Genomic DNA, 16,161 nt, shown 5'->3' on the forward strand with positions numbered 1-16,161 from the left:
GGAAGGCGGACTGATTCAGTAGGTCTTTAGACCAAGGCCGGTAAGAGCGGGTTCCACCCGCAGAGCAAACCACCCGTTCTCACGGGTGGTGCTGATTTATAAAAAATTTTGGATAACATGACAAAGATAGTTTAGATCGAAAAATAAGAACAATTCTCTTCGCTATGTAATTGATTTAAAATGAGTTTTAAGTTGCAAAAAAAATGAAAAAAAGGTGTGTTTATTTATATAAAAAGCTCATTTTGTTCTTGCAATTAGGACATAAATGATACTTCAAAAGAGTTTTGAAAGGAAGGTTGAATCTTACATATATGTTACGTAACTATGTTAATTTTGTTTACTTCAAGTCCTTTTGTAAGTATTTACATTTTTTTATTATGTAGGTATAATAGCTAAAATCAGCATTGCAAAACTAGCCTATTCGCTGTCTGCTAGATGCATTTATAATTTGGAGGGATGATTGTGACGAAAACAAATCAATTGAAAGATACTTTTTTTGAAATGAATCAACAAAGGTACCATTATTATCCGTTAGATTCTTTAGAAACGGCAGATGCTCCGTTTATATATAAACTTCCATATAGCATAAGGGTCTTGTTGGAATCGTTATTGAGACAGGTGAATGAGAACGGCATAACGCAAGAACATATTAAACAGTTAGCAAAATGGTCCCCTTTAAAAAAAGTAACAGGAGAAGTGCCTTTTAAACCTGCCAGAGTCATTTTACAGGATTTTACAGGTGTTCCTGCGATTGTAGATTTAGCTTCCCTAAGAAAAACGTTAGCAGATTTGGGTGGTGATCCAACTCAGATTAATCCAGAAGTGCCAGTTGATTTAGTCGTCGACCATTCGGTTCAAGTCGATGTTGCAGGAGTGAAGCAAGCGCTACAATTAAACATGAAGATGGAGTTTCAGAGAAATCAGGAGCGTTATCAGTTTTTAAGTTGGGCACAAAAAGTTTTTGACAACTACCGAGTGGTTCCGCCAGCAACAGGAATCGTTCATCAAGTGAATGTTGAATATTTAGCAACCGTAGTAACACAAAAGAAAATAGATGAGGAAAATGTCCTTCTTTATCCAGATAGTTTAGTGGGTACGGATTCTCATACGACGATGGTCAATGCTTTAGGAGTTCTTGGCTGGGGAGTCGGAGGAATTGAGGCAGAAGCCAGTATGTTAGGAGAACCTTCTTATTTTCCAATTCCAGAAGTAGTTGGTGTTCGTTTGATTAACGAACTTTCAAGTGGGGCTACGGCAACAGATTTAGCTTTAAAAGTAACCCAAACATTAAGGCAAGAAAAAGTAGTTGGCAAATTTGTAGAGTTTTTTGGTTCAGGGCTAGCAAGTTTAAGTTTGGCTGATCGTGCAACAGTTGCCAATATGGCGCCCGAATATGGCGCAACTTGTGGCTTTTTCCCTGTAGACGATGAAACAATTGATTACCTTCGTTTAACTGGTAGAAACAGTCAAGATATTGCTGTTACAGAAATGTATCTGAAAAAAAATCAACTTTTTTATGATTCACAGTTAACACAAGAGCCTTCGTATTCTAAAATAGTAGAAATTGATTTAAGTCAAATTGAAGCGAACTTATCAGGACCAAAAAGACCTCAAGATTTAATTCCACTATCAAAAATGCAATCCATATTTGAAGAAACTTTAGTTGCACCTGAAGGGAACCAAGGCTATGGGCTTCCAAAGCAAGATTTAGAAAAATCAGTTTCCCTTACTATTGATGAAGAGAATTATGAGATGAAAACAGGTGCAGTAACGATTGCTGCGATAACTTCTTGTACGAACACATCGAACCCCTTTGTGATGCTTAGTGCTGGTTTAGTGGCGAAAAAAGCCGCAATGCTAGGATTAAAAGTACCGAAATATGTCAAAACATCGTTAGCACCAGGATCAAAAGTAGTAACAGCCTATTTAGAAAAAGCTGGTTTACTACCTTATTTAGAACAATTGGGTTTTCATCTAGTGGGCTATGGCTGTACAACTTGTATCGGAAATTCAGGTAAATTAAGGCCAGAAGTAGAACAAGCGATTAAAGAGCACGACTTATTAACTGCGGGAGTCTTAAGTGGAAACCGAAATTTTGAAGGTCGCATCCATCCATTAGTTAAAGCAAACTATCTAGCCTCACCACCACTAGTAGTACTTTATGCGTTGGCTGGAACAGTCAATTTAGATGTTTTAAAGGAGCCAATTGGTTTTAGTGAAAAAGGAGAAGCAGTTTATTTTAGCGATTTATGGCCAACCAGAAATGAAATCGAAGCGCTTATTTCTGAATGCGTCACACCAGAATTGTATCGCGAAGAATACGCGCGTGTTTTTTCAGACAATCAAGAATGGAACGCGATTGAAACAACTTCTGACCCTCTATATAACTGGGATCTTTCATCAACTTATATCGCTAATCCTCCTTATTTTGAAGGGATGACAGAAAATGTAACACCAAGAGAATCGTTACAAAAATTAGCTGTTCTAGCAAAATTTGGCGATTCTGTGACAACAGATCATATTTCACCAGCAGGAAATATTCAGAAGAATAGCCCAGCAGGAAGCTATTTGCTTAATCATGGAGTACCTGTGAATGAATTTAATTCATATGGAGCCAGACGTGGCCACCATGAAGTAATGATGAGAGGTACTTTAGCGAATATTCGGATTCGAAATCAATTAGTCCCTGGAACGGAAGGTGGCTATACTAAATTTATGCCAACGCAAGAAACCATGTCAATTTACGATGCAGCTATGAATTATCAAAAGCAAGGGACTAAAACGATTATTTTAGCAGGAGAAGATTATGGCATGGGCTCTTCTAGAGATTGGGCGGCTAAAGGAGTGCAATTGCTTGGTGTAGAAGCTGTGATTGCAAAAAGTTATGAGCGAATTCATCGTTCTAACTTAGTGATGATGGGTGTTTTACCATTACAATTTCAAAATGGCGAAGATGCAGATCGTTTAGGCTTAACAGGAGAAGAACGATTTGACATTGAAATTGATGAAACAACTGGCATTTTAGCTGATGTAAAAGTAACCGCGACGAAACCAAACGGAGAGAAGATTTCATTTACCACGACGGCACGCTTTGATTCTGCTGTGGACATTACCTACTACAAAAATGGTGGAATTTTGCCAATGGTCATTCGCAAAAAATTAAAAATGAAGACAGAAAAATAACTCGGGAAATAATAGATATAGGAGGAACTAGGATGAAGATTCATAAAGGATTGGATGGCGTTATTGTTTCTGAAACGAAAATCAGTGCAATTGTAGAGAACCAATTGCTGTTTGCGGGATATAATATTGACGAATTAATCAAAGAAAATGTTTCCTTTGAAGAAGTCATTTATTTATTGTGGTATTTAAGAATGCCTAGCAATGAAGAATTAAGTTGTTTTAAAAAAGAATTATATGCTCAAATGCCTATATCGGATACAATCGTTACGTGCTTAAAGATTCAAACACGACAAAATCTTCATCCAATGAGTGTATTGCGTTCAACGATTTCGCTTTTAGGTGTGTTTGATCCAGATGCTGAAGAAACGACGAATACAGCAACATACCAACAAAGTATCTCTTTGCAGGCAAAAATTCCAACGATTATCGCGGCCTATGCTCGCTTGAGAAAAGGACTAGATCCGATTCAACCGAAGACTGATGTTTCTATGGCAGAAAATTTTCTATATATGCTAACAGGAGAAGAACCTGAAGTGATAAAAGTAGATGCTATGAATAAAGCTTTAGTTTTACACGCAGATCACGACTTAAATGCAAGTACTTTTACAGCAAGAGTTTGTGCCTCAACATTATCTGATGTCTATTCATGTATCACAGGGGCCATTGGTTCTTTAAAAGGACCACTTCATGGGGGAGCAAATGAACGAGTTTTTGAAATGTTGCGTGAAATCGATTCAGGTGATTTAAGTGTTGAAGAATATTTGAATCAAAAATTAGATCGCAAAGAAAAAGTCATGGGGTTTGGTCATCGAGTCTATAAAACAGAAGACCCAAGAAAGAAACATTTAAAGAAACTCGCTAAAGAGTTAACGACTATTTCAAATAAAGAGCAATGGTTCTTCTTATCTTGTGAAGTTGAACAGTATTTAAAAGAAAAAAAAGGTCTAATTCCCAATGTCGATTTCTATTCAGCCACGGTTTATCATTGCTTAGATATTGATAGTGACTTGTTTACAATGCTTTTTGCAATGAGTCGAATTTCAGGCTGGTTAGGGCATGTCTATGAGCAAAAACAAGAGGATTGTTTAATTCGTCCTCGGTCTTACTACACAGGACCGAAAGATTTAAAATATAAAAAGATAACTAATCAGGTTAGTTTTGGAGGAATCGAAGCATGAAGGTAGGAGAAAAAGTCTATTTTGAAAATGGTGAACTAAAGGTGCCTGATTTCCCGATTATTCCTTTTATAGAAGGAGATGGCATTGGTCCGGAAATTTGGCAAGCATCGAAACAAGTTTTTGAAGCGGCTATCAAGAAAGCATATGGAGAAAAACGAGGTATCGTCTGGAAAGAGTTGTTGGCTGGGGAAAAAGCTTTTAACGCAACTGGAAGTTGGTTACCTGATGAGACGCTTGAAGTCATTAAAAGTCATTTACTAGCAATTAAAGGGCCTTTAACAACGCCAATCGGTGGGGGCTTCCGTTCTTTAAATGTGACATTAAGACAAGAGCTTGATTTATATATATGCTATCGACCAGTTCGTTATTTTCAAGGGGTTCCGTCGCCATTGAAACATCCTGAAAAAACAGATATGATGATTTTTCGTGAAAATACGGAAGACATTTATGCAGGGATTGAATTTTCAGCTGGAAGCCTCGATGCAAAAAAAATTATCAACTATTTGAAAGAAGAGTTCGGTGTCAATAAAATTCGTTTTCCAGAAACTTCCGCGATTGGAATCAAACCAGTATCCCAAGAAGGAACCGAACGTTTAGTTCGTGATGCCATCAAGCATGCTTTAAAAAATCAAAGAAAATCGGTGACTTTAGTTCATAAAGGAAATATTATGAAGTTTACTGAAGGTGGTTTTAAAAATTGGGGCTACGCTTTAGCAGAACGAGAATTTTCTGAACAAGTCTACACATGGGCACAATATCAACGGATTCAAAAAGAATTCGGTAAAGATGAAGCAGACAAGCAATTACATGAATCAGAGAAAAACGGGAAATTAATCATTAAAGATAAGATTGCAGACATTTTCTTACAAGAAATTTTACTTCATCCAGAAAAGTACGACGTAATTGCAACGTTAAACCTGAATGGTGATTACATTTCTGATGCATTGGCTGCACAAGTAGGTGGTATTGGGATTGCGCCAGGAGCGAATCTTAACTTGCAAACTGGACATGCCATTTTTGAAGCAACCCATGGAACTGCACCAGAATTTGCAGGCTTAAATCAATTAAACCCATCATCGTTATTGTTGTCGGGAGTCTTACTATTTGATTATTTAGGTTGGAACGAAGTCGCAGAGTTGATTACTAAGAGCATTGAGCAAGCCATCAGAAACAAAACAGTAACAAAGGATTTTGCGGAGCAAATGGACGAAGCAACACTACTAAGCTGTTCAGCTTTCGGAGAAGAATTAGTTCGATTAATCAATAGCTAGCCGTCCTTTTTCTTAACGCTTTCTTTTGAAAAAATCTTTGTTGTTTTTATCAAGTATATCTTTTGTAGCAAGTTGGAAATGGTGCTATGCTAAAGGTGCAATAAATAAATTAACGGGAGGCGTTTTAGCATGACAGATTTGAACGAGCACTTAAACGATGCAAAAGAGAAAGTTGAAGGTACAGCAAAAGAAGTGACTGAAAAAGTAGATGTCAAGGCGAAAGAAGTAACCGGTAAGGTCGATGAAAAAGGTAAAGAAGCGGAAAACAAAGCTCATAATGTTTTCGGAGAAGCGAAAGAAAAAGCACATGATGCTGGTGAAGATATCAAAGAAGGTGCCGAAAAATTAGGCGAAAAAATCAAAGAGGGTTTCGAAGATATCAAAGATAAATTTCACAAACATGATAGTAAATAAAATTTAAATCCAATAGACCATCCGTGCAAATTGAGACGGGTGGTTTTTTAGAAATATTTTGTTATTTTAAATAGCTTGGAAAACGATTATATGCTAGAGTTAAGTGGATAGAGAAGGAAAAAGGAGTTGGGGGATATATGGTCAGTTGGTTGTTGACGTTAGAAGCTTGGCAGCAAGCATTACTTGGAACGGGATTCACGTATTTCATGACAGCCTTAGGTGCAGGCTTAGTTTTTTTCTTTAAAAATATAAAAAAAGAAGTTTTAAATCTAATGTTGGGTTTTGCTTCTGGGGTTATGATAGCGGCAAGCTTTTGGTCATTGTTGGCTCCAGCTATTGAACAGGCAGAAGAGAATGGCGATATCGCTTGGTTGACTGTCAGCTTTGGGTTTGGTTTAGGAGGCGTTTTCCTTTATATTGCGGATAAAACATTGCCTCACATGCACTTCGGACCCAATCATGAAAGGGAAGGGTTGCCTAGTCATTTAAAAAGAACTATTTTATTAGTATTTTCCATTACCTTGCATAATATTCCAGAAGGTTTAGCGGTGGGGGTGGCTTTTGGGGCAGCGGCGTCAGCAGATGATCCAACGAAGGCTATTTTAGCAGCTATTTCTGTTGCGATTGGAATTGGGATTCAAAATTTTCCAGAAGGAGCAGCAGTGTCTATCCCTTTGCGACAAGAAGGCTTGAGTCGTTGGAAAGCTTTTTTATATGGGCAAGCTTCAGGAATTGTTGAGCCTATTGCTGGCGTGATTGGAGCCGTTCTCGTTATGAAAATAACAGTGCTGTTGCCATATGCGCTTGCCTTCGCAGCAGGTGCCATGATTTATGTCGTCGTAGAAGAATTAATCCCAGAAGCGCAGCAAACCCTAACTAGTAAAAGACATTTTGCTGTTTTCGGGGTCATGCTTGGCTTTATTATGATGATGATTTTGGACGTAGCCTTGGGATAGGATGTTAAAAAAGCTAGGAAAGACTTTTTATAAGCTTTCCTAGCTTCTTCCAGAATAGAACTAAGCAGAAATAAATAGGAAGCGGTAATCCTTGGGAACTTCAACTGTTTTTTATATTTGGGAGAATAGTGATAGTTCCAACAAATAATTATTCTTTATACTAACATTGTAAGATCTTACAAAATAAATAGTGTTAGGAGAGAATATTATGGCAAATACTGAATCAGTAATAAACTGGTTTCGAGCAAGAGAAGGAAAGGTAACATATAGCATGACGAATCGCTATGGTCCTTATAGTTATGACTGTAGTTCAGCTGTGTATAATGCGTTAATTGAAGCTGGTTTTTTACCAGTTGGGACTGCAATAGGAAACACAGAAACTCTTTATGCGTTAGATGGATCACTATTGCAACCAATCTCACGTTCGCAAGCAAGTAGAGGTGATATTTTTATCTCAGGAGGCAAAGGAACCAGTTTAGGTGGAAATGGACATACAGGAGTATTCGTAAGTAACAGCAGAATTATTCATTGTAACTACGGGTCAAATGGAATTTCAGAAACATCTACAGAAAATGGTTGGATGGGTGGACCACCAAGTAATTTTTATCGATTAAAAGGTGGAACTACAACAACTGAAACAGAGAAAAACGGCATTGCGATTGACAATATTTCATTTGACCAAGCAAAACATATGGTGGCTTGGATTCAAACGAAATATTCTTGGACGTTATTAAGAGAACAAGTCAAAGCTGATAAGCAGAGTGACGGTCGGTATAAATTAGTGATTAAAAGTGGACAAGGTGCTCGTTTAAATAATTCACTGGCTCGATTACAGCAGGAGTTAAGAACATACTATCCTGGATATATGCAGCAAAATATAGCTGTTATAGATGGAGATAAAAGTAGTTCTTGTATTGAAGCGCGTAATATGTCAGCTTCTGCTTTTACAGAAAACAATCCTTTTGATTTGCACATGCGAAATTTTTTAAAAGATATTTTGTTGGATGGTCAAACATATGGTGAAAAAAATTCTTATGGTACTTGGGATGTTCGAGTAAAAGGGGAAGGATTTAACAACCATGATACACCTATCGTAAAAAATGAAATTGAAGCAGAAGTTCGAAAAACAGGGGCTAATGCTTTTGCAGTAAAATCATTTAAATATTAAATGTAGCGTTGGGATAGTCAAAATATTATTAAAAATAAAAAATACTGTGGGGATAATTACTATCCTCCACAGTATTTTTCATTCATTTAGAGAATCCGTTCAAAAGGATCTAAGCTAATGCCTTTTTCTAAAACGATTTTTGCATATTCTTGGGCAGAAAATAGTGAATGGTCTTTATAATTGCCACATTCTTTTGCGGAGACCGCCGGAACGAAATCTGTTGCTACAATAAATTGCAAGACAGTCACTAAAGCATCACGAATTTCTTTTGCTGAATGTTGGTTCCACATAATCATATAAAAACCAGTACGACAGCCCATTGGAGAAATATCAATAATTCCTTCTAAATGATCTCTTAAATTTACAGCCAATAAATGTTCTAATGTGTGAACCGCTGCTGTTGGCAATTCATCCTCGTTGGGTTGTAAGAAACGTAGATCATACTTCTCAATTAATACATCCCCTTGTTTTTCAGTTCCTGCTAAACGAACATAAGGAGCCTTTACTGTATTGTGATCTAATTCAAAACTTTCTACTCTAGCCATCTTAATTACTCCTTTTTCTTTATGTTTTGAGTACTATCATTTCTAAAAAATAAGACTTGCAAAATTAGTAAAACTTCTCTGTCATATTTATTCAGTAAATTCGCTTTTAACTATAGCAAAAGATCCTTAAAAGTCAATAGATAGCGTTTAAGCTTTTGGAAAAAAACAAGTAAGCCTTTTTTATAGATAAGTGCTAACAGAACATGCGAATACTGTGAAGTATTGATATCAAAACGATGTAGATTATGGTAAAATAAAAAAAGTAGGTTTCTTCAGTATTTTAAGAGGGGATGTTAAGTATGGAAAATGGATATAATGTTGCAGTGGTAGGTGCAACAGGTGCAGTAGGAACAAAAATGATTGAAATGTTGGAAAATACAACGTTACCATTAAAGAAAGTAACTTTATTGGCATCAAAGCGTTCAGCCGGTAAGGAACTGACATTCAAAGGGACTAAGTTAATTGTAGAAGAATTATTACCAGAATCTTTTGAAGGTATTGATATAGCTTTGTTTAGTGCTGGCGGAGGGATTTCAAAGCAATTTGCTCCTGAAGCGGTGAAACGTGGCGCGGTAGTGGTAGATAATACGAGTCATTTTAGAATGGACCCTAATGTTCCTTTAGTTGTTCCAGAAGTCAATAAACAGGCATTAAAAAATCATCAAGGGATTATTGCCAATCCTAATTGTTCAACGATTCAAATGATGGTGGCTTTAGAGCCAATTCGTAAAGTCTATGGCTTAGACAGAATTATTGTGTCTACCTATCAGGCGGTAAGTGGAGCTGGAATCAATGCTTTAGAAGAGTTGAAATCACAAGCTTTAGCACATATTGAAGGCACACATGCAGAACAATTAGAAGCAAATATTTTACCTTGCGGTGGCGATAAAAAACACTATCCAATCGCTTTTAATGCATTGCCACAAATTGATGTATTTTCAGATGATGATTATACTAGTGAAGAGTGGAAAATGATCAATGAAACGAAAAAAATCATGGAAGATGATGCAATTAAAGTAGTAGCAACTTGTGTTAGAATTCCTGTTTTATCAGGTCACTCTGAATCTGTTTATATTGAAGTGGAAAAAGATGGATCTTCCGTTGAAAAAATTAAGCAGTTGGTAGCAGAAGCACCTGGGGTTACATTGGAAGATGATCCAAGTCAACAAATTTATCCACAAGCATTGACTAGCATTGGAAGCAAAGAGACATTTGTAGGACGAATTCGCAGAGATATTGATATTGATAAAGGCTACCATATGTGGGTCGTTTCAGATAACTTGCTAAAAGGTGCTGCGTGGAATTCTGTACAAATTGCAGAAACACTTCATGAAATGGATTTAGTTCGGATCTAAAAAAATGAACGGGGGAAAATTAAGTATGGATTTGAAAAATGCAACGATAATTACAGCGATGGTTACCCCTTTTGATGAAAAGGGAGCAATCGATTTTGAACGTTTGCCACAATTAGTGGAACATTTATTAGCTAATCATACTGAAGGAATTATCCTTGCAGGGACAACTGGGGAGTCACCGACACTTACTCATGACGAAGAGATTGATTTGTTTAATGAAGTGATTCGCTTAGTTGATGGTCGAGTGCCAATTATTTGTGGTGTTGGTACTAATGATACAAGAGACTCGGTAGAATTTGTTCAAGAAATTTCTGCAATTCGTGGGATTGATGCTGGTTTAGCTGTAGTCCCTTATTATAACAAACCGAATCAAGAAGGTTTATACCAACATTTTAAAGCAATCGCCGAAGCTAGTGATTTGCCAATTATTTTATACAATGTTCCTGGTAGAACAGTAGCTAACCTTGAGGTGGAGACAACTTTACGTTTAGCTGAACTTGATAACATTGTTGCAATTAAGGAATGTTCAGGATTAGATGCGCTGACAGAATTGATAGAACATGCACCAAATGACTTTTTAGTTTATACTGGAGAAGATTCATTAGCTTTTGCAACAAAAGCTTTAGGTGGCCAAGGGATTATTTCTGTTGCAAGTCATGTGCTTGGTACAGAAATGCATGAGATGTATCACGCACTAGAAGGTCAAGAACTGGTAAAAGCTGCGGCTATCCAACGCAAATTGTTGCCGAAAATGAACGCACTATTTTCTGTTCCTTCACCTGCGCCAGTAAAAGCAGCTTTAAATCATTTAGGTGTTTCTGTTGGCGAATTACGACTACCTCTTGTATCATGTACAAATGAAGAAAAAGCGAAAATTTTAAGCACACTAGATTTCTAATGCTAGTGTGAGAATATAGAGAGGTGAAAATGTTGAGTACAATAAAAATCGTTCCCTTAGGTGGTGTCCGCGAAAATGGAAAAAACATGTACATTGCAGAAGTGGAAGATGAAATTTTTGTACTGGATTGTGGATTAAAGTATCCAGAGAATGAACTTTTAGGGATTGATGTAGTGATTCCAGATTTTACGTATTTGGAAGAAAATATTGATCGTGTAGCAGGAATTTTTCTGACACATGGTCATGCCGATGCAATAGGCGCATTACCTTATCTTTTATCGAAAGTTCATGTACCAGTATTTGGTACAGAATTAACAATCGAGCTAGCAAAATTAAACGTAGAAAACCATGCTGATTCAAAAAAATTCAATGACTTTCATATCATTGATGCTCGGACTGAGATTGACTTTGGCAAAGCAACAATTAGTTTCTTCAGAACAACTCATACGATTCCAGATTCAATTGGAATTAATCTGAAAACAAAAGAAGGCAACATCGTATACACAGGAGATTTCAAATTTGATCAAAGTGCGATCCCGATGTATCAAACGGATTTTGGACGCTTAGCGGAGATTGGCAGTGAAGGTGTTTTAGCGTTGTTAAGTGACTCTTCTAATGCTGAAAACCCAACACAGGTTGTTTCTGAACTTCAAATTGCTGAAGAAGTATTTGATACCATTAAATACTGGGAAGGCCGAATCATTGTTGCTTGTGTTGCCAGTAACTTGTTACGAGTGCAGCAAGTATTGGATGCAGCTTACAAGTCAAATAGAAAAGTTGTTTTAACAGGGCAAGATTTAGAACGTATCATTAGAACAGCCATGCGTTTAGAAAAATTACAATTACCAAGCGAAGACTTGTTAATTAATGCAAAAGAAATGAAAAAATATGCACCAGAAGAATTAGTTATTCTGGAAACAGGAAGAATGGGCGAACCAATCAAATCCTTGCAAAAAATGGCTAACAGTACTCATGGAACTGTAAGAATCCAAGAAGGTGATTTAGTTTATATCACAACAACACCAACAACTGCTATGGAAACGATGGTAGCAAAAACAGAAGATATCGTATATCGAGCAGGTGGAATTGTGAAGCAAATTTCTGATAACCTTCGTGTTTCAGGTCATGCCGGTCCAACAGATCTTCAATTAATGTTGAACTTAATGAAACCAAAGTACTTTATTCCTGTTCAAGGAGAGTATCGCCAGTTAGCTGCTCATGCTGATTTAGCCCACGAATTAGGGATTCCTTATAAACAAATCTTCATTACAGGCCGTGGCGATATTTTAGAGTATAAAAACAAAAAAATGACAGTTGCTGGAAGTACAACAGCAGATAATATTATGATTGATGGATTGGGTGTTGGAGATATCGGCAACATTGTTCTCCGAGATCGAAGAATTCTTTCAGAAGATGGTATTTTTGTAGTGGTTGTCACAATCAATCGCCGTGAGAAAAAAATTGTATCTCCAGCTAAAATTACTTCTAGAGGTTTTGTTTATGTAAAAACAAGCAAAGACCTTATGAAGGAAAGCGGCAGTATGGTAACGGAAATTGTCGAAAAACATTTAGCTAGTTCTGATTTTGAGTGGAGCAAGTTAAAACAAGAAATTCGCGATAACTTGAGTCGTTATCTTTTTGAACAAACAAAACGTAGACCAGTGATCCTTCCTGTAATTATGGAAGCAACACAACGTAAATGGTCTAAAAGTTAATAAAAATGAACTGTAATTTTCGCTTGTCGAGGTTACAGTTTTTTTGATAATGATGGAGAATAAATGAACGTCTGAATGGTTAGTTGAGTGGATTAGTTATTAATTTACCTTTTGACGCTTCTTCGTTACAATGAAGAGAAAGGGGATGATGGCATGGAAAAAAAGAAAGAAACAAAATGGATTCAATTTCTTGGAGGGAAAAACTTACTATTTACTTTGTTTTCTTTATTGCTCCTTGGATGTGTGATTTTCGTTTTTCATCAAATAAGTTTTATTTTTAAGCCGATTCAAGTCGTTTTTAAAACAACGATTGGACCGATGATTTTAGCATTGATTCTCTATTATCTTTTTAATCCAATAGTAAACTTTTTAGAAAAACGCAAGATTAAACGAATTTACAGTGTCATTGGTATTTTCATTCTAATTATTGCTTTAATCGTTACAGGGATTCTTTTAGTCGTTCCGATTTTACAGAAACAAGGAGATAGTCTCGTAAAAAATTTCCCGAAATACATGGACGATTTGAATCAAATGATTACTAAATTATTCCACAGTTCCTTTTTAGAAAAACCATTAACTAATGCGCTTGATAGTGTGCAAAGATGGTTTGATAATATCTCCAGTAGTTTAGGAAATTACTATAGTAAGGCGATAGAAGGAGCGTCTACAGTTTTCTCAACAATTACTGGTTTTGCTTTGATTGTTTTGACTGCACCGATTATTACATTCTTTCTATTAAAAGATGATCAAAAATTTTTCAGTTTTCTATTAAAAATAATTCCACCTAGTTTTCGGAAAGATGCCAAGGAAATTGGAGAAACGATGAATAATCAAGTTGGAGCTTATTTAAAAGGACAGATTATTGTTTCTATTGCAATTGGTATTTTAACATTTATTGGTTTTTTCTTGATTCAAGTACCTTACGCAGGAACATTAGCGATTATTGTTGGGATTACAGCCGTGGTTCCATATGTGGGTCCGGTGATTGCTTTTATTCCGGCTGCAATTGTTGCTATTATGGTTTCATTTGGTATGTTTATTAAGATGTGCATTGTTTGGATGATTGTTCAAAGTTTAAATGGGCATTTGATTCAACCTCAAATTATGGGGAAAAAGTTAGTCGTTCATCCACTAACGATTATTATCGTATTGCTAGTAATGGGTGATTTATTAGGAATGTTTGGCTTCATTTTCGGAATTCCAATTTATGCTATTTTTAAAGTTCTAGTAACTTATCTATTCCGTAAGTTTAAGCAACGTTACAATCAGTTTTATGGAGAAAATGGAGAGTATGAAGACACCGAATTTTCCAAAGAAGAATATTTAGACGAGTAGATTGGCTTAGTAATTTAAGCATAGAAGCTAACCATGATCCGCACAAATTTTAATCGGCTGAAGTAAGTTTACGCTTAGTTCAGCCGATTTATTTTATATGAAATATTCAGGATTAACTAATAAAGTTTTCTAAAGCAAGTAACTGTTTTTTTATGGATAAACCATCTAGCTCAGAACGCCCTAAGTAACCAACTAACTTTCCGTTTTTTCCAATGACGCGATGACAAGGAACAATGATTGGTAGAGGATTACGACTGTTGGCTTGACCAATTGCTCGAACCGCTTTTGGTGAGTTGACAGCAATCGCAATGTCTAAATAGCTACGAGTTTCTCCAAAAGGAATCGTATAGAGAGCCTTCCAAACTTTTTGTTGAAAAGGGGTTCCTTTCTCAAAAATAAAAGGAACGGTAAAATTTTGTCTTGTTCCAGCAAAGTATTCATGTAATTCTTGCGCTGCTTGTTCAGTAAATATATTTGTTTTAGCATTCTCAATTGATTGAAAAGAAACTTTGGTCAAGCCCAAGTCATTTGCATCTAGCCAAAGAGGGCCAATGGCAGTGTTGATTTTCATTATTTCAGAACCCCAATCCGTTGATATTTTCAGTCATTCTTTATTATACTCTGTATAGAAATATGGTACTATAATTTGTAGAGTAAGAAAGTCATATTTTTTTATTCAGTATAGCATAAAACGAGACGGATTATTTATGACAGAAGATGAAAGGAAATGGTAAAAATGGAAGAAGTGGTGATTTTCCACACCAATGATTTACACTCTCATTTAGAAAATTGGCCTAAAATTCGTCGATATATACTAGAAAAAAGAGCAGATTACTTAGCTGAAAATAAATCAGTAATTACCCTTGATTTAGGCGATTTTGTTGATCGCTGGCATCCGTTGACTGAAGCAACGGATGGGCAAGGAAATATTGAATTAATGAATACCTTGAATTACGATGCTGTAACGATTGGTAACAATGAAGGCGTTGGAAACTCCAAAGAGCAATTGAATCAACTATATACTAAAGCAAATTTTGATATTATCCTTGGCAATTTATTTGATAAAGAGACGGGAAGAGCCCCTTCTTGGGTGCAACCGCATAAAATGATAGAGACAAAAGAGCATAAGATTGGACTCCTTGCTTTGACTGCACCCTTTCCATTAACCTATAGTCCTAATGGTTGGAAAATTCATACAACGGATCAAGTATTACCAAAACTCATTAATGAAGTGAAAGAAAAATGCGATATCTTGATTTTAATGAGTCATCTTGGCATTGATGAAGATTTAAGAATTGCTAATACTTATCCTGAAATCGATGTTTTACTTGGTTCTCATACCCATCATTTATTTCCTGATGGAGAAAAAGTTAATCAAATGCAACTTGCAGCAGCTGGAAAGTTCGGAATGTATATCGGTGAGGTTCATTTAACCATTAATCAAGGACAGATTATTGATAGTTTTGCTAGAACCATTCCAACAGCTGAATTATCAGGAGAAACAGAAGATCAAGAAGAGATAGCGAACTTTTTAGATCAAGGCCATCATTTGTTAACCGAAAAAAGGATCGCTGAAATTCCTTGGATGTTAAGTAGAGATTTGAAACAGGAACATCCCTTTATTGAAGTTGCGTTGGAAGCTCTAAAAGAACGTGGAAAAACAGAAGTAGCAATTTTAAATAATGGATTGTTTATGGTAGATATTCCTGCTGGAGATGTTAATGAAGATCTGTTGCATCAGGCGTTGCCTCATCCTATGCATTTGATTAATGTAACATTAAGTGGCACTGATTTAATTCGTTTAGTACGAGAAATGGAGAAAAATAGGCATTTTTTGAGAAAGTTTCCAATTGTCGGAATGGGCTTTAGAGGAAAAGTTTTTGGCGAACTTCGATATAATGGATTATCGTATGATAAGAAAAACCAAAAGGTCTATTGGCTAGGTAACTTAGTTGATGAAACAGCCAATTATACATTTACTACAGTCGATCATTTTATGTTTGTTCCATTTTTTCCCACAATTGAGTTGGCTGGGAAAGTTGAATTTATTTTTCCTGAATTTATTCGTACAGTTGTAGGAGCTTATCTGAAACGATACTATCCAATCATTTCAAAACAAGGTATAATAAAGAAATAGGCGGTG

Annotated in this window: 13 protein-coding genes; 11 read left to right on the top strand and 2 right to left on the bottom strand. The window is 36.2% G+C overall.

Features of this window, described 5'->3' with window-relative positions; genetic code table 11:
* Positions 1–462: 462 nt before the first annotated feature.
* From acnA to BCR26_RS18920, 6 genes are all read left to right on the top strand, one after another.
* On the top strand, positions 463–3,183 hold the full coding sequence (acnA, locus tag BCR26_RS06170) for an aconitate hydratase AcnA (RefSeq protein ID WP_379962665.1): 2,721 nt from the start codon (positions 463–465) through the stop codon (positions 3,181–3,183).
* A gap of 32 nt (positions 3,184–3,215) precedes the next feature.
* Complete coding sequence (locus BCR26_RS06175) at positions 3,216–4,361, top strand: citrate synthase (RefSeq protein WP_069698109.1); 1,146 nt, start codon at positions 3,216–3,218, stop codon at positions 4,359–4,361.
* Entirely contained in the window at positions 4,358–5,632 is a 1,275-nt protein-coding gene (gene icd, locus BCR26_RS06180) for an NADP-dependent isocitrate dehydrogenase (protein ID WP_069698110.1), read from the top strand. Before BCR26_RS06175 ends, icd begins: the two co-directional genes overlap by 4 nt.
* A gap of 129 nt (positions 5,633–5,761) precedes the next feature.
* Positions 5,762–6,046, top strand: coding sequence for a YtxH domain-containing protein (locus tag BCR26_RS06185; protein ID WP_069698111.1), 285 nt, complete (start codon positions 5,762–5,764; stop codon positions 6,044–6,046).
* A 137-nt stretch (positions 6,047–6,183) separates the two neighbouring features.
* Positions 6,184–7,002, top strand: coding sequence for a ZIP family metal transporter (locus tag BCR26_RS06190; protein WP_069698112.1), 819 nt, complete (start codon positions 6,184–6,186; stop codon positions 7,000–7,002).
* 208 nt (positions 7,003–7,210) lie between these two features.
* Positions 7,211–8,170: a peptidoglycan amidohydrolase family protein gene (locus BCR26_RS18920; RefSeq protein ID WP_069698113.1), complete on the top strand. Its 960-nt coding sequence runs from the start codon at positions 7,211–7,213 to the stop codon at positions 8,168–8,170.
* An 86-nt stretch (positions 8,171–8,256) separates the two neighbouring features.
* On the opposite strand, the gene BCR26_RS06200 is transcribed toward BCR26_RS18920, so the two are convergent.
* On the bottom strand, positions 8,257–8,715 hold the full coding sequence (locus tag BCR26_RS06200) for an S-ribosylhomocysteine lyase (protein WP_069698114.1): 459 nt from the start codon (positions 8,713–8,715) through the stop codon (positions 8,257–8,259).
* A 299-nt stretch (positions 8,716–9,014) separates the two neighbouring features.
* Here BCR26_RS06200 and BCR26_RS06205 point away from each other — a divergent pair, with 299 nt between their 5' ends.
* The 4 genes from BCR26_RS06205 (at position 9,015) to BCR26_RS06220 (ending at position 14,018) form a co-directional block, all read left to right on the top strand.
* The gene (locus tag BCR26_RS06205) at positions 9,015–10,070 is read left to right on the top strand and encodes an aspartate-semialdehyde dehydrogenase (protein WP_069698115.1); all 1,056 of its coding nucleotides are present in this window, start codon (positions 9,015–9,017) and stop codon (positions 10,068–10,070) included.
* 25 nt (positions 10,071–10,095) lie between these two features.
* Positions 10,096–10,968 (top strand): 4-hydroxy-tetrahydrodipicolinate synthase, encoded by an 873-nt coding sequence (dapA, locus tag BCR26_RS06210; protein WP_069698116.1) that lies wholly within the window; start codon positions 10,096–10,098, stop codon positions 10,966–10,968.
* A gap of 32 nt (positions 10,969–11,000) precedes the next feature.
* Positions 11,001–12,683 carry a ribonuclease J gene (locus tag BCR26_RS06215; protein ID WP_069698164.1) on the top strand — a complete coding sequence of 561 codons (1,683 nt, stop codon included), beginning with the start codon at positions 11,001–11,003 and terminating at the stop codon, positions 12,681–12,683.
* Between the two features lie 153 nt (positions 12,684–12,836).
* Entirely contained in the window at positions 12,837–14,018 is a 1,182-nt protein-coding gene (locus BCR26_RS06220; RefSeq protein WP_069698117.1) for an AI-2E family transporter, read from the top strand.
* A gap of 112 nt (positions 14,019–14,130) precedes the next feature.
* On the opposite strand, the gene BCR26_RS06225 is transcribed toward BCR26_RS06220, so the two are convergent.
* A complete protein-coding gene (locus tag BCR26_RS06225; protein ID WP_069698118.1) occupies positions 14,131–14,589 on the bottom strand; it encodes a methylated-DNA--[protein]-cysteine S-methyltransferase in 459 nt (152 codons plus the stop codon).
* Positions 14,590–14,754: 165 nt separating this feature from the next.
* On the opposite strand from BCR26_RS06225, the gene BCR26_RS06230 reads away from it, so the two are divergent.
* Positions 14,755–16,155 (top strand): bifunctional metallophosphatase/5'-nucleotidase, encoded by a 1,401-nt coding sequence (locus BCR26_RS06230; protein WP_069698165.1) that lies wholly within the window; start codon positions 14,755–14,757, stop codon positions 16,153–16,155.
* Positions 16,156–16,161 lie beyond the last annotated feature (6 nt).

The organism is Enterococcus rivorum (genome assembly GCF_001742285.1).
In the GTDB taxonomy this organism is placed as follows: Bacteria; Bacillota; Bacilli; order Lactobacillales; family Enterococcaceae; genus Enterococcus_L; species Enterococcus_L rivorum.